This is a genomic window from Streptomyces sp. NPDC046716, assembly GCF_040645755.1.
Classification (GTDB): domain Bacteria; phylum Actinomycetota; class Actinomycetes; order Streptomycetales; family Streptomycetaceae; genus Streptomyces.
In genome coordinates this window covers 79,527-99,453 of record NZ_JBEYYU010000009.1, presented here as the reverse complement: position 1 = coordinate 99,453, position 19,927 = coordinate 79,527, and the positions used below count along the sequence as shown (strand labels likewise).

The following is a 19,927-nucleotide window of genomic DNA, read 5'->3' as shown; positions in this document are numbered from 1 at the left end:
CCGCATGAACATGTCGAGACGGGTGCTGCTCGCGGCGGGCGCGGGGGTGGCGGGCGCCGCCGGCGTCAGCGGTACGGCGCGCGCCGCCGGGCGGGGCCACGGGGGCCGGCCGCTGCGCACGGGCTTCGAGCGGCTGGAGGCGGACGGCTACCGGCTCCTCGACGGCGAGAAGGTCGGTGTCGTCACCAATCCGACCGGCGTCACCCGCGACGTCCGGCACATCGTGGACGTGATGCACGACGACGACCGCGTCGACCTGAAGGCGGTGTTCGGCCCGGAGCACGGCTTCCGCGGCACCGCGCAGGCGGGTGGTTCGGAGGGCCGCTACGACGACCCGGCGACCGGACTCCCGGTCTACGACACGTACTTGAAGAGCGGGCAGCCGCTCGCGGACGTCTTCACGGCGTCCGGCGTCGACACGATCGTCTTCGACATCCAGGACGTGGGCGCCCGCTTCTACACCTACATCTGGACGCTGTACGACTGCATGGAGGCGGCGCAGCTCGCGGGCAAGCGGTTCGTGGTCCTCGACCGGCCGAACCCGATGACGGGCCGGAACGCCTACGGGCCGGTGCTGCACAAGGAGTTCGCGACGTTCGTCGGCCGCCGCGAGATCTCCCAGGCGCACGGCATGACCGTCACGGAGCTGGCCCGGCTGTTCAACGGCGAGTTCCTGACGCACTCGGTCGAGCTGGCCACGGTCCCGATGACCGGCTGGCGGCGCGGCGACTTCTACGACGCGTCGGGCCTGCCCTGGGTGCCGCCGAGCCCCAACATGCCCACGCCGGACACCGCGCTGGTGTACGCGGGCACCTGTCTGTTCGAGGGTACGAACCTCTCCGAGGGGCGTGGCACGACCCGACCCTTCGAGCTGCTCGGCGCCGAGGGCGTCGACCGGGCGTGGGCCGCGGCCGCGAATGAACTCGCGCTGCCCGGGGTGCACTTCAGGGAGGCGTACTTCGCCCCGACGTTCTCCAAGTTCCAGGGCAAGACGATCGGCGGGGTGCAGCTCCACGTCGACGACCGGGAGTCGTTCGACCCGGTGCGCACGGGCATCGCGCTCCTCGTCACCGCGAAGCGGGTCTGGAAGGACTTCGCCTGGCGCTCGGACAACTGGATCGACAAGCTCACCGGGTCGACCCAGGTCCGCACGATGATCGACGCGGGGGCCTCTGTCGAGGAGGTCGTGGGGGGCTGGCAGCGGGAGTTGGCGGCGTTCCGGGCCCAGCGCGCCCGCTATCTGACCTACAAGTAGGCAGGCTTGCCAGGGGCGCGGGGAACTGCGCCCCTGGCGGCGCTCATCTCACCCCGCGAGACAATGTGTCCCATCCATTGACTGCACCGTACAGCTAACGCGACAGTGCACGGCGTGCTCAAAGACGACTCCATCAGGGAAGACGCGGCCCAGGACCGGACGGGACAGCCGGAGAGCCTGCGCCGCGTGGCGGTGGCCAGTTTCATCGGTACGGCCATCGAGTTCTACGACTTCTACGTCTACGGAACCGCCGCCGCGCTCGTCCTCAACGACGCGTTCTTCCCGAACCTCTCCGACCTGAACGGCACCCTCGCCTCCTTCTCGACGTACGCCGTCGCGTTCGCCGCCCGCCCGCTCGGCTCGCTGGTCTTCGGCCACTTCGGCGACCGCGTCGGCCGCAAGTCGGTGCTCGTGGCCTCGCTGCTCCTGATGGGCCTGTCCACGGCGTGCGTGGGACTGCTGCCCGGCTACTCCACGCTCGGCGTGTGGGCGCCGATCCTCCTCGTCCTGCTGCGCTTCCTCCAGGGCGTCGGGCTCGGCGGCGAGTGGGGCGGCGCGGCGCTGCTCGCCGTGGAACACGCGCCGCGCGGCAAGCGCGGCCTGTTCGCCGCCTTCCCGCAACTCGGCCCGTCCGTGGGCTTCTTCGCGGCCACCGGCATCTTCTGGCTGCTGTCGGAGACGCTGTCCGACGACGCGTTCACGTCGTGGGGCTGGCGGGTGCCGTTCCTGCTCTCCTTCCTGCTCGTCGCGGTCGGCCTGTTCGTCCGCCTGAAGATCAGCGAGACGCCGGTCTTCCAGAAGGTGATGGATCAGCAGGAGGCCAGCAGGGCACCGGCGTTCGAGGTGTTCAAGCGGCACCCGAAGGAGATCCTGCTCGGCGCGGGCGGCATGGTCATCGCGTACGGGCTGTTCTACACGGCCACCACGTACTGCCTGGCCTACGGCACCAAGACGCTCGGCGTCCCGCGCGGCACGATGCTCACGACGCAGCTCGTGGCCTGTCTGTTCCTGGCCGCCGGCACCTGGCTGGCGGCGACCCGCTCGGACGCGGGCGGCCGGCGCCGGATGGTGCTGATCGGCTCCGGGATCGCGATCGCGTGGGGCCTGGTGCTGTTCCCGCTCATGGACTCCGAGCAGCCGGTGCTCATCGCGCTCGCGCTCGGCGGCGCGCTGTTCTGCATGGGCGTGGTGTACGGGCCGATGGGCGCCTATCTCCCGGAGCTGTTCGGGGTGCGGGTGCGGTACTCCGGCGCCTCGTTCGCGTACAACCTGGGCGGGGTGCTCGGCGGCGCGGTGGCCCCGCTGGTGGCGACCCGCCTCCAGGGTTCCTTCGGCTCGGCGTCGGTGGGCTGGTACGTGAGCGCGATGGCGGTCGTCTCGCTGCTGTGCGTACTGGCCCTGCCGGAGACGCGGGAGCGCGAACTCGGCTAGCCGTACTTGACTTTGACGGGCTGTATGGCCAACTCCCGGGCCCGGCGGGACGATGCGGCACACCGCAGGGACACTGCCACGGGGGTTGGCCATGGCTGCACCGGAAGTACACGTACGCCCTTACTGGGAGCTGACGTTCGACGCCGACGGGGACCCGGACCGCGGACAGCGGGACGCGCTGGTGCGCGGGGTGCGCGAGCGCGGGGTTCGGGACCTCGTCCTCCTCACGCACGGCTGGAACAACGACCACGGCACCGCGACCCGGCTCTACGACCGCTTCTTCGCGCCGTTCCCGTCCCTCGCGCCCGGCGCGCACCTCGGATACGCGGGGGTGCTGTGGCCGTCGATGCGGTTCACGGACGAGCGCGTCGCGGACTTCGCCCCGGCGGCGGCCGCCGCGGGCCCCGCCGTGCCGCGGTCGGCTCTGGACGGGGAGACCCGGCAGGCGCTCGACGCCGTCTTCCCGGGGCGCGGCCCCGTCATCGACCGGCTGGCCGCGATCCTCGACGAGCAGCCGCCGGACGCGTTCGACGAGTTCGGCGGTCTGGTACGGCAGTTGACGGGGGTGCGGACGGACGGGATCGCCGCCGACACGGTGCCGGAGCTGTCGGCGCACAGCGCGCTCGCCATGTTCCAGCGGGACACCCGGGACATCTGCCTGGAGTTCGCCGACGCGCTGGCGAAGACGGCCGGGGACGTCGCCACGTTCACCCTGCCCGGCGGCCTGTCCAAGGTGTGGAACGGCGCTCATGAACTCCTGCGCCAGGCGACGTACTTCGCCATGAAGCGGCGGGCGGGGACGGTCGGGCAGAAGGGCCTCGGGCCCGTGCTCGGGCGGCTCGCCGCCGACGCGCCGGACGTACGGGTGCATCTGGTGGGGCACAGCTTCGGCGCGCGGCTCGTGTCGTTCGCGCTGGCCGGGCTGCCCGCGACGGCGCGGAACGTGAAGTCGGTGACGCTGCTCCAGGGCGCCTTCTCCCACTACTCGTTCGCGCGGCGCGGGTCCCTGGGCGGACAGCAGGCCCGTGTCGACGGCCCGCTGGTGGGCTGCTACTCCCGTTTCGACACGGCGCTGAGCGTGCTGTACCCGATGGCGTCCCGCCTCGCGGGCGACGACCGCGGCCTCGTCGATCTCGGCCTGCGCTGGGGCGCCCTGGGGCACGACGGGATCCTGGAGGTGAACGGGGCGGTGCGGAAGTCCCTGGCCGACGTGCTGGGGTCCGGGGTGCCGGTCTCGGGGTGCGTGAGCGTGGACGCCTCGCAGGTGGTCCGCACCGGACCTCCCCCGTCGGGCGCCCACAGCGACATCTGCCATCCGGAGCTGGCCCGCGTGGTCCTGGGGGCGGGCCGGATCGGCCCGTGAGGGGCGCGGGGCGAGCCCCGCGCCCCCGGAAGGGAGGCTACCGGTGTGCCGGGAACTCCACGACCTGCTGGTACGTCGGCCGGTTCTGCCACTGCATCGAGCGGTGGGTGATCCCGCCGAGCGCCCGGTGGACGATGGTGTCCGCGCACCACTGGTCCCCGGCCTTGCAGTTGTCGTCACCGGGGTAGACCTCGGTGGCGGGCTTCGCGGCGGCCGTCGTCAGGGTCTTCAGGAGCGCGTCGCGGCAGGCGGAGAGGTCTCCGGCGCCGCAGTACTGCGCCCCCAGCTTCCCCTGCACCGGCTGGCCGAGCACCGCCCGCAGATCCTTGTCGACATAGCCCCACCAGCCGTACTGGAACGAGGATCCGGCGTGCGAACCCGTCGGCCCGTGCCCGGCGGACGGTGCCTCGTCCACGGTCAGTTCACCGGTCAGCGCCTGGTAGAGGTCGTCGCCGAGACCCGGCCTGAACTCGGCCTCGACCAGGAGCGGCCACCACGCGTCCATGATCCGTACGGCGTCCGGATGCGCGTACGTCTTGGAGCCTGCGGACGTCTGGTTGCGCTGGGCGCCCCCCTTCTGCCAGGCCTCCAGCTGCTGCACGGCCTTCGCCTGCGCCGGGTCGTCGACCGGCTTGCTGCGGATCACCTTGAGGATCTCCGGCAGCACCTGTTCGCCGCGCAGATCGGTGACCGCGGCCTCCTCCATGGCCTGCGTCAGCGAGGCGCGGGTGACGCCGCCCTGCTCGGCGAGCTTCTTCACCCGGTCGTTCAGCAGATCGGCGCGGTGCACGGCGCCGAGGCTGAAGTTGGCCGACCCGAAGCCCTTGGCCTGCTTGTTGTTCCAGGAGATGTAGTAGTCCTGGTTCACCGAGTTCGGGTGCTGGTCCGGCGGGGTGTAGGCGGCCGTGTTGTCCGCCGGGTCGAAGTCCTTCCACTCGTAGGCCGGTTCGGCCTTCACGGGCAGCGAGCCGTCGACGTCGGCCGCGCGCACCGGGTTGCTGCCGCTGTTGTAGTACGCGATGTCGCGCGAGTCGGCGTAGAACCAGTTGAAGGCGTAGCTGATGTGCTGCGCCGCCTTCTCGAAGGACGCGGCGTCCTTGACGTAGGACGGGTCGTTGAGCATCTGGAAGCCGATGATCGAGTCGGCCTCGTGCCGGTAGGTGGAGCGCAGCGCGGTGTACGCGACGGGCTTGCCGTCGGCCGTCGCGCGGTGCGTGACGATGCCGTACTTCGTGCGGAAGACCTGCATGCGGTAGGAGCCGGCCGCCGTGGAGTCGGCCACCGTGGGCTTCCAGGAGTTCTTCTTCTCCAGCTTCTCCATCGGCGTGCAGGTGCCGTGGTAGAGGTACGACGTCGACTGCCTGGTGGGCGTCGAGCCGTCGGCCTCGCAGAGCGGGACCGCGTAGGTGTCCGTGATGTCCTGTCCGGCCGAGGTCGCCGACCAGGAGTAGTCCTGGCCGCGGCCGAGCTGGATGTACATGCCGACACCGGCGAAGGAGACGCCGCGCGCGCTGATGCCGGGGCCCTGGAGCTCCTGCATCATCAGCAGCTGGGGCGCGAAGTAGCCGGTCTGCGGGCCGAAGACGGCGACCGGGTGGCCGGACGCGGAGCGCGCGCCGGAGACGAGCAGGGCGTTCGACATGCCCTTCCTGGTCCCGGAGTCGTTGCCGGCGAAGAGGTCGGCGGGGAGCACTCCGTCGTCGTACATGCCCTGGAGCGGCTTGAGCTTCTTCGTGGTCTTCACGGGGTCCTTGGCGATGCTGTCGCCGGACGTGGCGGAGGCCGTGGCGGCCGAGCCGGTGCGGTCGTAGACGACCGGCTCGGTCTGGACGGATCCCTTGTCGGGCAGCGCCTGGCCGCGCGCGTTCGCGGGTTTCTGGCCGTAGGGGAAGCTGGTGCCGTCGTGGATGGTGCTGACGGCTTCGGGGTCGTCGCGGCCGCGGAAGGACTCCCAGACCTCGGTGCCCTTCTGGACGCCGTACTTCTCCTGCGCCTGCATCAGCGAGAGGGCCTGGCCGACCTCTCCCCCGCCGCCGTTGCCGAACAGACCGCCGACCACCGAGGCGAGCGCGATCATGTCGGTCACCTTGAACGGCTGGATCTCGCCGATGTTCGTGATCGCGTCGACCTTGCCGGTGAGCACGTACTCACCGGGGAAGTGGCGGCCGTTCTTCGACTTGACCCGGTAGGCGTTGAGGCCGTCGATGTAGGCCTGCGCGTCGTCCATGGCCTGCTGTCCGCGGGCGCCGCCCTGGCTCTTGATGAAGTCGACCTGCTTCTGCAGATCGTCCTCGGTGTAGGGGGCCTGCGGCCAGAACTCCTGTTCCAGTCCTTGGTTGGCCAGCGCGCCGCCCGCGAAGGACGTCAGCTCGCCGCGGCCGATGTGCCGGAACAGGTCGATGAGCCACATGCGGTCCTGACCTGCGGCGAAGCCGGCGCCGAACTCGGTTCCGTAGCGCGTGGAACCTTTGATGTGGGGTACGCCGTTCTTCTTGTCACGGGTGATGGTCACGTCGTCGCGCGGGCGCGTGACGGAGGCGACCTGATCGTCCCGTACACCGAAGGAGGAGTCGTTGAAGAAGTTCGAGAGTGTGTCGTCCGTGAGCGACGGGTAGCCGGACGACAGCGCGTCATAGGGACCGAGCTGATCGTCAGCGTGCTGCGGCTGCGTGCCGAACAGCTTGTTCCCGAGGATCTCGGCGAGCGTCGCGCTGCCGTTCGCCCCGGGCGGCAGTATGTCCGAGCACTGCCCCTTGCAGTAGTCGGTGACCGGGACGGGCTCATCGGCGGCGCTGGCCGCCGAGGTCGTCAGTGGGGAAAGCAGTCCCGCGGTGAGCAGGAGAGCCGCGGCGGCCGTAACTCTCCGCAGAGGACCGCGAGTCCTGCTGGGCACTCTGTTCAGGGTGGTGCGTGGAATGCGTCGTCGCATGCCTGGTCCTCCCGACGATGGGTGTGCCGGAGGTTACCGGCGGTTAGCCAACGACAGAAGATGAACATGCGTCACGTTTTCGGAATCATCACAGGGATCACAAAGCAAGTCCCCGGCCTCACAAGGTGCCGGTGATGGACCCCATCGGAAATCGAATGGGAATCGGCGGCCCTTGAAGGGATCCGAATCGTGTGTCGGTACGTCTACTCGGCGACGTCGCTCCATAGCTGCGGCGACGCCGACGTACGTGTGACGGAGGTGCAGGGCGATGGCTGGATTCCGGAGTCTGGCAAGACAGGTGCGCGATCCGCGCAACGATCTGGCACTGCGGCGTTACTCACTGCGCAAGTGCCTTGAGAGATTCGCCCCCTACGGGCACCGGGCGACCTGGGACCACCTGTGTTCACGGGCCGGTTTCGGGCCCGAGGACCGCTCCCCGGAGCCGGCCAGGCTGGTCGCGGCGCTGGAGGAGCTGGAGGAGGCGCGGGCCGTGTGGCTCGCGTACGAAGTCGCCTTCGCGGAGCGCAGGCGCAAGGAGAAGCACGACGGGCTGCGCCGCCCGGGCACGGTGGACGACTGGCACCGGCTGACCTGGGGCGGCTTCGGAGTCGCCTGGTGCGACGACCCGTCGGTGCACCCCACCGGAGCGCTGGCCGAGGTTCTCCGCCGGCTGATCGCCGCTCTGGAGCGCGACCCGGGCGCGTGCTGCCCGGTCTGCGCGGACAGCGGACTGGTCTGGATGCACGACCTGGCGCACGAGCCGTCGTCGGGCCCCGTCTGCACCCACTGCGGCATCGTGGTGCCGCGCCCCGTTCTCACTGCCGAGGCCCTTACCGAGGCCCGCCGGGCACGGCTGCTGGTCTCGGCCTAGCGCTCCCCGCGGGGAGCGACGTACAGCGCGACGGGGGTGCGGGCCGGCGCATCGGCCACCATCGCACCCCCGGTTCACACCGCTGCCCTCAGCCCCGGGCGAGCGAGTCGGGGATCGCTTCGAGACGTCCCCGGTCGAGCAGATGCCGGGGCAGGAACGGCTGGTCCGTGCCGACCGGAAGCTCCCCGTCGTACGCGAGGCAGGCCAGCGCCAGCGGGCCGAGCGCGACCCGGGAGCGCGGCGCCGTGGACCCGGCCCAGTAGCCGCGGTGCTCCTCCAGCGCCTGCGCGAGCAGCGCCGTGAACCGGTCGTCCTCCTGGGTGAGCAGCCGGTGGAAGAGGCCGATGGGCTGGTAGTCGACGGCGTTGACGAAGTCCTTCGGCGCGAGCGTGGCGGTCTTGGGGTGCGAGGCGTCCATCGCGGCGGCCAGCTTCTCGACGACCTCGTCGACGGGGCGGCGCAGCCAGTACGCGCGCAGGGTGTCGGCGAAGTGCCGGACGTGGTCGTCGGCCGGCGTCCGCTCGTCGCGCGGGGTGCCGGGCTCGACCTGGCACAGCCGCTCCGTGCGCTCGCGCTCCCGGGTCACCAGGGTCAGCCAGAACACGTCGAGCCAGGCGCGGGCGTCCCCGCGCACCTCGGGTCCGGTGGCGGGGACGGTCAGTTCCCGCTCGCCGAGCCGGGTCGTGACCTCCTGGGTCGCGGTGAACAGGGCGGTGCCCAGTTGCAGCGCGGTGACCCAGGCGTCCCAGGTCTCCACCCGGTCCGCGTCGGGGTCGTCGGCCGCGTGCGCGTGGGCGAGGGTGAGCGCGGCGTCGAACGCCTCGGGCAGCCGGTCCGCGTCCGCGGCGGCCTCGATGATCGATTCGGCGACGGTCCCGGTGAGTTCGGGCACCCCGACGGCCGGCGCCGAGGTCACGAGCCGTCCGGCCCGGTCGAGTCCGCGCAGGTCGCGCAGGATGTCGAGGAGTTCCCGCGGCGGCCGCTGGGCGACGGTGCGGGTCTCGTCGTCGATGACGGTGAGCGAGGTGAGGCGCCCGTCGTGCCACCAGTAGACGCGCGGCGAGAGCGATCCCGGGCCGTCCGCGTGGGCCTTGACGGCGTACGTGGCCAGGTCGTCGACGGCGTCGGCCGCGGTGCCGTCGACGATGGGGTGGAACGCGAGCAGGTGCCGGGTCGGGACGACGACGAGCGCGCCCGCGTCCGGCATCCGCTTCCCGGTGGCCTCGGCGACGAGGTCGGGCAGGATCAGCGCCTTGGTGGAGACGAACGGCGAGTCGCCGTACACGGAGTACAGGACGGGGTGCCCGTCGAGCCGCACCTCCTCGTGCCGCATCTGCGCGCGGACGAGGTTGCGCTCGGCGGCGGCCCAGAGCGCGTCGGCGCCGGCCCGCTCGACGTCGGCGTCGGTGAGCAGCCGCACGGAGGTGGGCGCGTCGAGGGCGAGGGTGAGGTTCAGCCCCTCGGCGACGCCCCTCATGTACCCGTATTCGTCGGCCGCTTCGGCGGGGACCGCGCCCGGCGGCACGAGTCGCAGACAGGTCCGCTCCAGCAGCTCCTCGGCGCTCTCGCCGCCCCGGGACGCCTCCGCCAGGTGCGCGAAGAACGCCTCGACCGTCGCGGGCCACTCCGCCTCGGGTGCGACACGGCAGCGCTGCGCCAGATTCGTCAGCGGGTGGCGGTGTCCCTCGGACTCGGCCGCGTCGCCGGTCATCGTGGGGTGCGCGCCGGTACGGGCGTGCAGGTGGCCGGCGACGAGGGCGCGCAGGTGGTCGGCCTGGGCGCCGGTGAGCATGGACAGGTGCGGGTCGGACGTGTCGTGTGAGGTCACGGCCCCGACTCTACGAGGCGCGCCGCCAGCGCGTCCTCGTCGGGCAGGAACCAGAGCTGGCCGCCGCGGTTGCTCTCCCGGACGAAGTCGCGAAGTGCCGTACTGGTGGCTGTTCTTGACCGGATGTCGCCGAGAATCGCCAGTCCCATGCGGTAGTTGGCGAACTTCTGGACGATGTCGCCCGCGATCCGGGTGCGCAGCCGGAAGAAGTCGTCGCCGCAGCGCGCGGCGGGGACCGCGACCCAGCGCGCGCCCCGGTACCCGGCGTCGCCGATCAGGTCGAGCGCGGCCCGCTCGTCGGCGAGCGGCGGCCCGTCGGCGCAGACGAGGACGGTCACGCCCGCCATGTCCCGCATCGTGAACGGCTGTTCCGTCATCGGGGGTCCTCCACCAGGGTGTCGACGATCCTGAGCACTTCGGCCGTGTCGGCGAGACCGCCGAGGACGATGATCTTCAGCGTGGCGCGCTCCTCGTCGTACACGCTCTCCACGCGCAGCCGTCCGCCGCCGTCCCCGCGGCTTCCCGCGCTCGCGACGACGGTGTTGGACAGCCGCATCGCCGCCTGCGGGCCGACCCCGTCGACCTGGACGACGACCGAGGCCTCGGCGTGCGGGGTCCCGGCGGACGGGAGGCCGGCCGGCGGGGTGCCGGTGAACTCCTCCAGGTCGGCGCGGGTGACGCGGTACCGGCGGCCGACCTGGGCGGCCTTCAGCCGCCCGTCGCGGACGTAGCCGCGCACCGTCCGGACATGAAGTCCGAGCAGCTCGGCCACCTGGTCGAGGGAGTAGTACTGTTGCTGCACTCCCTCAAAGTACCTCAAACGAAGAATTCGAGGGAAGGTGAAGGTATGAAAGGGACTCTTAGGGGCGGATCACCTCGGTCTCGATCGCCAGCTTGAACTCGGCCAGCGCGAGCGGCACCGCGAGGTGCGTGTCGCCGCGGCGGGCCGCGACCTTCAGCCCGACCGGGGTGCCCGGGTGCACGAACATCTGCCAGGTGTAGGAGCGGTACTGGCCGCCGCCGGTGGCCGCGATGTCGGTGGTGGCGGTCGAGTCGTAGCCGGTGGACAGGTTCAGCGGGTCGCGCACGAAGCGGGCGCGGTACTCGGTGGCCCGGTCGTTCGCCGCCCAGAAGACGAGCGCGGACAAGGTTCCCCAGCCGTCGTGGCTCGGCCAGATCAGGCCGGAGCGGGCGTCCGGGTACTTCGAGGAGCCGCCGCCGGCGGTCGGGGCGTGCATGTTCCAGGGGTCGTACGACTCCTCGGCCTTGGCGTACGGGAACCGCACCAGGTGATAGCCGTCGCTGTCGTACGTGATCTTCTGGGCGCCCGAGTGGGCGGCCTCGAACTTCAGTGAACTGATCGCTACTGCCATGTGCTGCGCACTCCTCCGTCGTCGTGGTTCGGCTGCTGTCGTCGGTGGCCGGTGGCACCATCACAGGGATGGAGTTCGTACAGGTGTGTCTCAACGGCGCTCGCGGCGCGGGCGACGGAGCGGTGGTCCCGCTGTCTCCCGGCGCGCTGGGCGACGCCGCGGCGGCGGCCGTCGCCGCCGGTGCGTCGGATGTGCATGTTCACCCCAAGTCCCCTTGCGGACAAGACTCGTTGTCCCCGCGGGCGGTCGCGGCCACACTCGACGCGATCCGGTCGCGGGTGGCGGTGCCGGTCGGGGTGACGACGGGCGCGTGGGCGGAGCCGGACCCGGCGGCCCGGGTGGCGCGGATCCGTTCCTGGACGACGCTGCCGGACCACGCGTCCGTGAACTGGCACGAGGAGGGCGCGGAGGCGGTCGCCGCGGCGCTGCTGGAGCGGGGCGTGGGCGTGGAGGCGGGGCTGTGGTCGGGCACCGACGGCGCCGCGCGGTTCGCGGCGTCGCCGCTGGCGGGGCGGGTGCTGCGGGTGCTCGCCGAGGTCACGGACGCCGATCCGGGCTCCGCGCGGGGCTCGGCGTCGGCGCTGCTGGCGGAGATCGGCACCGGGTGCGGCAGGCCCGTGCTGCTGCACGGCGAGGACGGCGGGGCTTGGCCGGTGCTTCGGCTCGCGCAGGAGTTGGGGCTTGCGATCCGGGTCGGCCTTGAGGACATGCTGGTTCTGCCGGACGGGCGGCGGGCCGTGAGCAACGCGGAGTTGGTGGAGAGCGCCGTTCGAGGGGGCGCTCAGTCGTAGAGGAGCCGCGGGCGCGTCTGCTCGGCTGATGAGCGGTCGCGTCTGCGGCCTTCGCCGTGGCTGAGCGCGCAGTTCCCCGCGCCCCTCACGGGGCCGCGACTCCCACCACCAGGACCCTCGTTCCCGGTTCCAACGGGCGCCAGCGGTGCGGTAGTTCGGCCGCGCAGTACAGGGTGTCGCCGCGCTCCAGGCGGTAGCGGACGCCGTCCGCCTCCACCTCGGCCGCGCCGTCGGCGACGTAGAGGAGTTCGTCGCCGCGGTGCCGGTACTCGCGGTCCCAGTCGTGGTCGCCGGTGAACTCCAGGGCGTGCAGCCGCTGCGCGCCGCGGACCAGGGGCCGGGTGCCGTCGGCGGTGGCGGCGCCGTCGGCGGCCCGGACGACGTCGACCGGGCGGGGCTCCTGCGCCGCCGCGAGGATCTCGACGGCCGTGGTGTCGAGCGCGTCGGCGATCCGCTGCAGTGAACCCATGCTGGGCCGCGACCGGCCGTTCTCCACCTGGCTGAGGAACGGGACGGAGACCCCGGCCCGCCGGGCCACCTCGGCCAGGGTCAGTTCCAGGGCGCGGCGCCTGCGCCGGATGCCGGGTCCCACGTTCATGAACCTGTAACGCCTTTCCGCCGCTCTCCCTGTTCCTGGCACCTTACCGTCGTGGTTAACTCCTTCACCGTCACTTAAAAAAGTTAACCACTGGAGGGAGAGCCCCCATGGCTCGCGTGGACCAGAACCAGCGGCGCCGCCGCGGCACCGGCCTGATCGCCCTGGACGAGGACGCCTCGTACGGCGGGTACACGCTGTTCGCGCCGCTGACCGGAACGGGCGAGGTGTACCTGATCGACCTGCGCGGCGAGACGGTCCACCGGTGGAACCTGCCGCACCGCCCCGGGCGCCACGCCCGCATCCTGGGCAACGGCAACCTCGCCTACAACGGCGTGCTCCCCGACGAGCCCGCGCTCTTCCCCATGTGGCACAAGTACCGCGGCGGCCTGATGCAGGAGATCACCCCGGACGGCACGGTGGTCCGCGAGCACCGCGACCCGCTCCAGCACCACGACGCCCACCACTACGGCGACGGCCGGATCCTCTACACCGCCCTGGAGCCGCTGACCGAGGACGCCGCGGCGGCCGTGCGCGGCGGGGTGCCGGGGTCGGAGGCGGCCGGCGGGACCGTCTGGGCCGACACGATCGTCGAGGTCGACGCCGAGGGAAACCGCACCTGGGAGTGGAAGGTCTCCGAGCGGCTCGGCCGGGACGGGTTCCCGCTCCACCCCGACTACGCCCGCGAGCACTACCCGCTGATCAACAGCGTGCTGCCGCTCGCCGACGGGAACGTCCTCGCCAGCTTCCGCTCGGTGTCGGCGGTCGTCGTCATCGAGCGCGCCACCGGCGACATCGTCTGGCGCTCCGAGCCGGGCACGGTCTCGCAGCAGCACTGCCCGACGGAGCTGGAGAACGGCAACTTCCTGGTCTTCGACAACGGCGTGTTCCGGCCGCGCTGGGACGTGCCGTTCAGCCGGGTCATCGAGATCGACCGCGGCAGCGGGAAGATCGCGTGGGAGTACCACGACCCGGCGCGCGAGTCGTTCTTCGCGCCGTTCATGGGCAGTGCGCAGCGCCTGCCGAACGGCAACACGCTCATCACCGACTCCCCCGCGGGCCGTCTCTTCGAGGTGACCGCCGACGGCTATCTGTGCTGGGAGTACATCGTCCCGTTCTTCGGCGGCTACGCCGAGGAGGAGGTCCGCAGGCTCTTCCCGTCCGAGCCGAACGCCGTCTTCCGCTCCTACCGTTACTCCGCGGCCGAGCTTCCCTGGCTCGGCAAGTGAGTGCCGCGGTCGACGAGTTGCCGCCGGCGCGCCGCCTCGTCCCCCTCGCCTGCCAGCACGTGCTGGCGGGCGTGGCCGCGCCCGTCTCCTCCGTCATCCTCATCGCGACGACGCTGCGGCTGTCGGCCGACCGGACGGCGTCCCTGCTCAGCGCGACGCTCGTGCTGTGCGGGGTGGGCGCGCTGCTGCAGTCCCTCGGGGTACGGGTGCTGCGGGTCGGGGCCCGGCTGCCGTTCCTGATGCTGCCGGGCGGCGCCGCCGTCGCGATCTTCCTGCAGATCGCGCAGGAGTACGGCCCGGCGACCGCGTCCGGCTCGGTGCTGGTGGCCGCCGCCTTCCTGCTGTGCGTCCTGCCGTTCTACGGGCGTCTGGTCCGGCTCTTCCCGCCGCTGGTGATGGGGACGACGGTCGTCCTCATCGGCATCAACATGATCAAGGTGACCGCCCCGATGGTCGCCGCGGGCCCGGGCCTCGGCTTCGCCACCCTCGGCGTGATCGGCCTCTTCTTCCTGGTCCTGCGGGGCGTGTGGCGGCAGATGGCGGTGCTGCTGGGCCTGGTCGGCGGCACCCTCGTGGCGGTGCTGACCGGCACCGAGCTGCACGTCGCGCACGGCGGCACGTTCGCGCTGCCCGAGCCGTTCCCGTACGGCACCCCGCACATCGACCTGCTCGCCGCCGTACCGCTGCTGGTCTTCGCCCTCGCCTCGCTCGCCGAGGCCACCGGGCAGACCGTGCTCAACAGCGAGGCCGTCGGCCGCACCCCCGACCCGGGCCGCGACGTGCCGCGCATCGCCCGCGCCGACGCGCTGGTCTCGCTCGGCTCCGGCGTCTTCGGTACGTCGCTGATGGTGACCAGCGCCGAGAACATCGGCATCGTCCAGCTCACGCGCGTCCGCAGCCGGTTCGTGACGGCGGCGGCCGGTGTGCTGCTCGTCGTGTGCGGGCTGCTCACGCCGCTCACCCGGGTACTGGCCGCCGTACCCGGGCCGGTCGTCGGCGCGGCGGGCCTCGTCATCTACGCCGTCATCGCCGTCATGGGGTTCGGGATGCTCTCCCGCACCGATCTCGCGCACGGCACCGACAGCGTCGTCATCGCGCTCGCGCTGGTCGTCGGCATGCTGCCCATCGTGGAGCCCGGGATGTACGCGGGCCTGCCCTCCTGGGCCCGCACCCTGTTCGGCAGCGGGGTGGCGGCCGGGGCGATCGCCGCGGTCGTGCTCTGCGCCGTGTTCCGGGCGCTCGGGCCCCGGGTCACGGGCGGGAGCGGCGCTCCCCCATCAGACGCGACCCCGTGAGCCGCTCGCCGAAGACGTCGTCCGGGTTGGACAGCACACAGGTGTCCAGGGAGAGGCAGCCACAGCCGATGCAGTCGGTGAGGTGATCGCGGAGCCTGCTCAACTGCGTGATCCGCTCGTCCAGTTCGGATCGCCAGGTCTCCGACAGGCGTGCCCAGTCCTCCTGGGTCGGGGTGCGTTCCTCGGGGAGTTCGGCCAGCGCCTCGCGGATCGTGGCGAGGGGGATGCCGACGCGCTGCGCGGCCCGGATGAAGGCGACGCGGCGCAGGGTGTCGCGACCGTAGCGGCGCTGGTTGCCGGAGGTGCGGCGGCTGGCGATCAGGCCCTTGGACTCGTAGAAGTGCAGCGCGGAGACGGCGGCGCCGCTGCGCGCGGCGACCTGCCCGACGGTGAGCTCGTGGATCTTCTCCGGGATCTGTGGCACCCGGTCGAGCCTAGTCGCAGCGCGACCTCGTTGTTAGCATGCTGAGCAAGCGCTTAGACATTGCGATGGAGGATGGACAGCATGGCGGAGCCGCGGGTTTTCAAGGACGTCGACGAGCTGAAGGGCGCCGTCGGCGAGCAGCTCGGACACAGCGACTGGGTCGAGATCGAGCAGAGCCGCATCGACCGGTTCGCCGAGGCCACGGGTGACCACCAGTGGATCCACGTGGACCCGGAGCGGGCGAAGGCCGGGCCGTTCGGCACGACGATCGCGCACGGCTATCTGACGCTGTCGCTGCTGCCGCTGTTCGGTCCGCAGCTGATCGCCGTCGAGGGCGTGAAGATGGGCGTGAACTACGGGACGAACAAGGTGCGTTTCCCCGCGCCCGTCCCGGTCGGCTCGCGGCTGCGCGCCACCGGGAAGATCACGTCCGTGGAGGACGTGGCGGGCGGTGTGCAGGTGTCGGTGGCGTTCACGGTGGAGCGGGACGGCGGCGACAAGCCGGTCTGCGTCGCCGAGTCGGTGTCCCGCTACTACCTCTGAGCACCGGGGGCTCACGCGCGGGGCGCGGCTCCCACCATCCTGAGCACGAGGTCGGCGTAGAACACGCCGACCTCGTCGGGCGTCCGGCGGCCCTGTGTGTTGAACCAGCGCGCCACGTCGATGCAGAGGGAGAGGATCGCGACCGTCGTGCCGGGCACGTCGGGCACCTGGAACTCGCCCTTCGCGACCCCGTCGTCGATGATCTCCCGCACGGCGGCGTCGCTCTCGCGGCGCAGCGCAACGATCTCCGGCCGGTGCTCGTCGCCGAGGGAGTCCAGCTCGTACTGGACGACGCGCGCCGTGGTGTGGTGTCCGGCGTGCCAGCGGACGAAGGAGCGCACCGCCTCGGTGAGCCGCTCGGTGGCCGTGCCCTCGCCGTCGGCCGCCCGGCGCAGGATGCGCAGCGCCTTCTCGTGGCCGATGCGGCTGATGCGGAGGAGCAGCTCCTCCTTGGTCTTGTAGTGGATGTAGAGCGCGGCCGGGCTCATGCCGGCGCGGCTCGCGATGTCCCGGGTCGTCGTGGCGTGATAGCCGCGCGCGGCGAAGGCCTCGACCGCGGCGACGAGCAGGCGCCGGGCGGCGTCGGGGGTGACCTCGGCCCAGGGCATCTCTTCGGCGTCTTCGGGGTGCAGGCCCTCGACCCGCTCGTCCTGCGTCATCGCTGTCGCTCACATCCTGTCGGTGGGGCTGGTGCTCACCCTACCTCCCGAGGTGAGCGGGCGCTTAGGGCTGCTTCGGCCCCCGCCCCGACCTCGGGTGTGCCCCTCAGGCGACCGGCTTGAACGGATCGTGCTCGGCGAGGATCTTGTCGATGCGGGCCTTGTCGACCCGGCTGACGATCTGGTCGGCCTCCTGGCGGTCTCTGATCACCTTGGCGAGGGTGAACGCGGACGTCGTCAGGTAGAGCACGGCGATGGCCAGGAAGGCTCTGATCCAGCCGCTCGCGTCGAGGCGGTAGATGCCGATGGTGACGGCCGCGAGCGCGATGGCGAAGGACGCGATGGCCTGTCCGTAGTAGGCCGTGGTGTTCTGCTGCTTGACCGGTGTCTCACTCATGCCGCACAGCATGGAGCGGACGGGGCCGGTGCCCCATCCGCTCCCGTACTCATCTACGTACTCAGGCCGTTGGCCGTCAGAACGCCGATACGCCCGTCAGCGCGCGGCCGATGATGAGCTTCTGGATCTGGCTGGTGCCCTCGTAGAGGGTCATGACGCGGGCGTCGCGCAGCAGCTTGCCGACCGGGTACTCGTCGATGTAGCCGTAACCACCGAAGACCTGGAGGGCGTTGTTGGCGCAGCGCACGGCCGCCTCGGAGGCGAAGAGCTTGGCCTTGGACGCGGCGACCTGGAAGTCCTCGCCGCGGTCGATCAGGTCGGCGACGCGCCAGGTCAGCAGGCGGGCGGCGTCCACGTCGAGGGAGATGTCGGAGATCATCTCCTGCACCAGCTGGTACGAGGCGATGGGCTTGCCGAACTGCTCGCGCTCCTTGGCGTAGCCGACGGCGGCGTCCAGCGCGGCCTGGGCGATGCCGACGCAGCCGGCCGCGACGGACATCCGGCCCTTGGCGAGGGCGGACATGGCGACGGAGAAGCCCTTGCCCTCCGGGCCCATCATCGCGGAGGCGGGCACCCGTACGTCCTCGAGGACCAGCTCGGCGGTGGCCTGGCCGCGCAGGCCGAGCTTGCCGTGGATGGTGTTGCGGGTCAGGCCGGGGGTGTCGGTGGGGACCAGGAAGGCGGAGATGCCCTTGTGGCCCGGGGTGTCGTTGGTGCGGGCGAAGAGCAGGACGACATCGGCCCAGGTGCCGTTGGTGATGAAGATCTTGGTGCCGTTGACGACGTAGTCGCCGGTGGCGTCGTCGCGGACGGCCTTCGTCCGCAGCTCCGCCGGGTTCGAGCCGTGGCCGGGCTCGGTCAGGCCGAAGCAGCCGAGCGCGTCTCCGGCCGTGAGCCGGGGCAGCCAGTACCGCTTCTGCTCCTCGTTCGCCCACTGCTGGATCGGCTTGGTGACCAGACCGAGCGAGACCGAGACGATGCCGCGCACCGACGAGTCGCCGCGCCCCAGCTCCTCCGTGACCAGGCAGTACGAGAGGTGGTCGCCGCCGGAGCCGCCGTACTCCTCGTCGATCGTCAGGCCCAGGAAGCCGACCTCGCCGAGCTTCTTGACGATCGAGCGGTCGACCTCCTCCGCGCGGTCCCACGTCACGACGTTCGGCGCGATCTCGCGGTCCACGAAGTCCTTGGCGAGCCGGCGGACGGCCGTCTGCTCCTCGTTCAGCTCCAGATTCATGGACGACACTCCCAGGACGGACCGCAGGCTTCTTCTTTAAATTAGCACTGCTAGTTTAAAGCGGACAGCCCTACTATGTGCGCCATGGCCCGACCGCGCAAGCCCCTCCTCAGCCGAGACCGCATCGTCGACGCGGCTCGCGCCCTCGTCGACGCCGAGGGGCTCGCCGCCGTCTCCACGCGGCGGCTCGCGGCCGAACTCGGGGTGAGCGGGCCGTCCCTCTACAACCACTTCCGGACCAAGGACCAGATCCTCGAGGCGGTCGCCGACTCGGTGAGCGCGCAGGTCGATCTGTCGATGTTCGGGCCGGACGACGCGCGCGACTGGCGGACCGCCCTGCACGACTGGGCCGTCTCGTACCGGGCGGCGCTGCGCGAGCACCCGAACATCGTGCCCGTGCTCGCGCAGGGGCCCGGGCGGCGGCCCGCCGGTCTGCGGCTCGCGGACGCCGTGTTCGGGGCGATGGTGGACGCCGGGTGGCCGCCCGCGCAGGCGACGTCCATCGGCGCGCTCATGCGGTACTTCGTGATGGGGTCCGCGCTCGGGTCGTTCGCCGGTGGCTTCGTGGACGACGAGACCGCCTACGATCCCGCCGACTATCCGCACCTCGGGCAGGCGCACCTCCTCGCCGACAAGCAGGAGCTGATCGACGACCGGGCCTTCGAGACCGGGCTCACGGCGCTGCTCGACGGGCTGTCCGTGCAGTACGCGCAGGTGGCGACGGCCGCGCACTGACGGTTCGGCGCCGGGCGAAACGTGCCGGGCGCATCCTGGGGTCATGGCCGCTTCCAGAGATCCCCGCGCCCGGCGACTGGCCGGGCTCGCCGCGCTGGTGTCCGACGAGACCCGTGCCGCGTTCCTGCTCGCGCTGCTCGACGGGCGGGCCTGGACGGCGGGCGAGCTGGCCCGGCACGCCGGGGTCGCGCCGTCCACCGCCAGTGAGCATCTCGGGAAGCTGACCGCGGGCGGGCTGCTCGCCGAGGAACGGCAGGGGCGGCACCGGTACGTGCGGCTCGCGGACGCGCGGGTGGCGCAGTTGGTGGAGGGCCTCGCCGGGTATGCCGCCCCGGACGGCGCGGACCCGCCCCGGACGCTGCGGGACGCGTCCGCGCGGGATGCGATGGCGCGGGGGCGTACGTGTTACGACCATCTCGCGGGGCGGCTCGGGATCGCGGTGACCGACGGGATGGTGGCGCGGGGGCTGTTGCGGGTCGACACCGGGTTCGCGTTGACCGAGGCCGGGGTGGGGTGGTTCCGGGGTCTCGGGGTGGAGCTGGGCCCGGGTGGGCGGCGGCCGTTGGTACGCGGGTGTCTGGACTGGACGGAGCGGCGGCAGCATCTGGCCGGGGTGGCCGGGGCTGCGCTGTGCCGCCACGCGCTGGCCTCCGGCTGGGTCGAGCGGATCGGGTCGGAGCGGGCGGTTCGGGTGACCGGGGGTGGGGCGCGGGTGTTGTGGGACGAGCTCGGGGTGCGGGGTGATGTCTGAAGGCGCGCCCTCCCGTCTGCCGGGTCCCGTTGTCCGGCGGCCGCGGACCCGTCGTGGCCGGCCGCGCAGTTCCCCGCGCCCCTGAGGCATGCGCTGCGCGCAGCCTCCCCTTGAGGCTGCGCTCCGCGCGCCTTCCCCCCTGAGGCTTCGCCGCGCCTCCCCTGGGCGAGCGGAGCTCGCTTCCAGGGGCGCGGGGAACTGCGTGGCCGGCCACAGGGCACCCG

The 19,927-nt window shown here is 71.8% G+C and carries 20 protein-coding genes; 10 read left to right on the top strand and 10 right to left on the bottom strand.

From position 1 onward, the window contains the following. Positions 1-4 precede the first annotated feature (4 nt). The 3 genes from ABZ930_RS09575 (at position 5) to ABZ930_RS09565 (ending at position 4,049) form a co-directional block, all read left to right on the top strand. Entirely contained in the window at positions 5-1,255 is a 1,251-nt protein-coding gene (locus tag ABZ930_RS09575) for a DUF1343 domain-containing protein (RefSeq protein ID WP_361544203.1), read from the top strand. Between the two features lie 114 nt (positions 1,256-1,369). Beyond that, positions 1,370-2,686 carry an MFS transporter gene (locus ABZ930_RS09570; protein ID WP_361544200.1) on the top strand — a complete coding sequence of 439 codons (1,317 nt, stop codon included), beginning with the start codon at positions 1,370-1,372 and terminating at the stop codon, positions 2,684-2,686. 91 nt (positions 2,687-2,777) lie between these two features. Continuing rightward, a complete protein-coding gene (locus tag ABZ930_RS09565; RefSeq protein ID WP_361544197.1) occupies positions 2,778-4,049 on the top strand; it encodes a serine-threonine protein kinase in 1,272 nt (423 codons plus the stop codon). 37 nt (positions 4,050-4,086) lie between these two features. On the opposite strand, the gene ABZ930_RS09560 is transcribed toward ABZ930_RS09565, so the two are convergent. Beyond that, on the bottom strand, positions 4,087-6,942 hold the full coding sequence (locus ABZ930_RS09560) for a penicillin acylase family protein (RefSeq protein WP_361544194.1): 2,856 nt from the start codon (positions 6,940-6,942) through the stop codon (positions 4,087-4,089). A 304-nt stretch (positions 6,943-7,246) separates the two neighbouring features. Here ABZ930_RS09560 and ABZ930_RS09555 point away from each other — a divergent pair, with 304 nt between their 5' ends. Next, positions 7,247-7,849 carry a hypothetical protein gene (locus ABZ930_RS09555; protein ID WP_361544191.1) on the top strand — a complete coding sequence of 201 codons (603 nt, stop codon included), beginning with the start codon at positions 7,247-7,249 and terminating at the stop codon, positions 7,847-7,849. Positions 7,850-7,937: 88 nt separating this feature from the next. On the opposite strand, the gene ABZ930_RS09550 is transcribed toward ABZ930_RS09555, so the two are convergent. Genes ABZ930_RS09550 through ABZ930_RS09535 form a run of 4 tightly spaced genes read right to left on the bottom strand, consistent with a single transcriptional unit; the run spans position 7,938 to position 11,050 of the window. Next, positions 7,938-9,677 (bottom strand): immunity 49 family protein, encoded by a 1,740-nt coding sequence (locus tag ABZ930_RS09550; protein WP_361544188.1) that lies wholly within the window; start codon positions 9,675-9,677, stop codon positions 7,938-7,940. Then, complete coding sequence (locus tag ABZ930_RS09545) at positions 9,674-10,054, bottom strand: DUF4180 domain-containing protein (RefSeq protein WP_361544186.1); 381 nt, start codon at positions 10,052-10,054, stop codon at positions 9,674-9,676. Before ABZ930_RS09545 ends, ABZ930_RS09550 begins: the two co-directional genes overlap by 4 nt. Further along, entirely contained in the window at positions 10,051-10,479 is a 429-nt protein-coding gene (locus ABZ930_RS09540) for a helix-turn-helix domain-containing protein (RefSeq protein ID WP_361544183.1), read from the bottom strand. Before ABZ930_RS09540 ends, ABZ930_RS09545 begins: the two co-directional genes overlap by 4 nt. 58 nt (positions 10,480-10,537) lie before the next feature. Then, a complete protein-coding gene (locus tag ABZ930_RS09535; protein WP_361544180.1) occupies positions 10,538-11,050 on the bottom strand; it encodes a hypothetical protein in 513 nt (170 codons plus the stop codon). A 68-nt stretch (positions 11,051-11,118) separates the two neighbouring features. On the opposite strand from ABZ930_RS09535, the gene ABZ930_RS09530 reads away from it, so the two are divergent. After that, the gene (locus tag ABZ930_RS09530; RefSeq protein ID WP_361544177.1) at positions 11,119-11,841 is read left to right on the top strand and encodes a 3-keto-5-aminohexanoate cleavage protein; all 723 of its coding nucleotides are present in this window, start codon (positions 11,119-11,121) and stop codon (positions 11,839-11,841) included. Positions 11,842-11,926: 85 nt separating this feature from the next. On the opposite strand, the gene ABZ930_RS09525 is transcribed toward ABZ930_RS09530, so the two are convergent. Further along, on the bottom strand, positions 11,927-12,439 hold the full coding sequence (locus ABZ930_RS09525) for an XRE family transcriptional regulator (protein WP_361544174.1): 513 nt from the start codon (positions 12,437-12,439) through the stop codon (positions 11,927-11,929). A 107-nt stretch (positions 12,440-12,546) separates the two neighbouring features. Between ABZ930_RS09525 and ABZ930_RS09520 the strand changes: the two genes are divergently transcribed. Both ABZ930_RS09520 and ABZ930_RS09515 read left to right on the top strand, forming a co-directional pair. Continuing rightward, positions 12,547-13,665, top strand: coding sequence for an aryl-sulfate sulfotransferase (locus tag ABZ930_RS09520; protein WP_361544171.1), 1,119 nt, complete (start codon positions 12,547-12,549; stop codon positions 13,663-13,665). Next, positions 13,662-14,960, top strand: a complete 1,299-nt coding sequence (locus ABZ930_RS09515) for a solute carrier family 23 protein (RefSeq protein WP_361544169.1) — start codon at positions 13,662-13,664, stop codon at positions 14,958-14,960. Before ABZ930_RS09520 ends, ABZ930_RS09515 begins: the two co-directional genes overlap by 4 nt. Here ABZ930_RS09515 and soxR read toward each other — a convergent pair. Beyond that, positions 14,917-15,384 (bottom strand): redox-sensitive transcriptional activator SoxR, encoded by a 468-nt coding sequence (soxR, locus tag ABZ930_RS09510; RefSeq protein WP_361544166.1) that lies wholly within the window; start codon positions 15,382-15,384, stop codon positions 14,917-14,919. The two genes, ABZ930_RS09515 and soxR, sit on opposite strands and share 44 nt — an antisense overlap. A gap of 81 nt (positions 15,385-15,465) precedes the next feature. Between soxR and ABZ930_RS09505 the strand changes: the two genes are divergently transcribed. Beyond that, positions 15,466-15,927, top strand: coding sequence for a MaoC family dehydratase (locus tag ABZ930_RS09505; RefSeq protein ID WP_361544163.1), 462 nt, complete (start codon positions 15,466-15,468; stop codon positions 15,925-15,927). Positions 15,928-15,938: 11 nt separating this feature from the next. Here ABZ930_RS09505 and ABZ930_RS09500 read toward each other — a convergent pair whose 3' ends face one another. The 3 genes from ABZ930_RS09500 to ABZ930_RS09490 all read right to left on the bottom strand — a co-directional run bounded on the left by ABZ930_RS09500 (position 15,939) and on the right by ABZ930_RS09490 (position 18,217). Next, entirely contained in the window at positions 15,939-16,586 is a 648-nt protein-coding gene (locus ABZ930_RS09500) for a TetR/AcrR family transcriptional regulator (protein WP_361544160.1), read from the bottom strand. A gap of 106 nt (positions 16,587-16,692) precedes the next feature. Beyond that, on the bottom strand, positions 16,693-16,983 hold the full coding sequence (locus tag ABZ930_RS09495) for a YiaA/YiaB family inner membrane protein (protein ID WP_361544157.1): 291 nt from the start codon (positions 16,981-16,983) through the stop codon (positions 16,693-16,695). A gap of 76 nt (positions 16,984-17,059) precedes the next feature. Then, positions 17,060-18,217 (bottom strand): acyl-CoA dehydrogenase family protein, encoded by a 1,158-nt coding sequence (locus tag ABZ930_RS09490; protein WP_361544154.1) that lies wholly within the window; start codon positions 18,215-18,217, stop codon positions 17,060-17,062. A gap of 84 nt (positions 18,218-18,301) precedes the next feature. Between ABZ930_RS09490 and ABZ930_RS09485 the strand changes: the two genes are divergently transcribed. Together ABZ930_RS09485 and ABZ930_RS09480 are read left to right on the top strand one after the other, a co-directional pair. Next, positions 18,302-18,952 (top strand): TetR/AcrR family transcriptional regulator, encoded by a 651-nt coding sequence (locus ABZ930_RS09485; protein WP_361544151.1) that lies wholly within the window; start codon positions 18,302-18,304, stop codon positions 18,950-18,952. A 43-nt stretch (positions 18,953-18,995) separates the two neighbouring features. Further along, positions 18,996-19,703 carry a winged helix-turn-helix domain-containing protein gene (locus tag ABZ930_RS09480; RefSeq protein ID WP_361544148.1) on the top strand — a complete coding sequence of 236 codons (708 nt, stop codon included), beginning with the start codon at positions 18,996-18,998 and terminating at the stop codon, positions 19,701-19,703. Positions 19,704-19,927 lie beyond the last annotated feature (224 nt).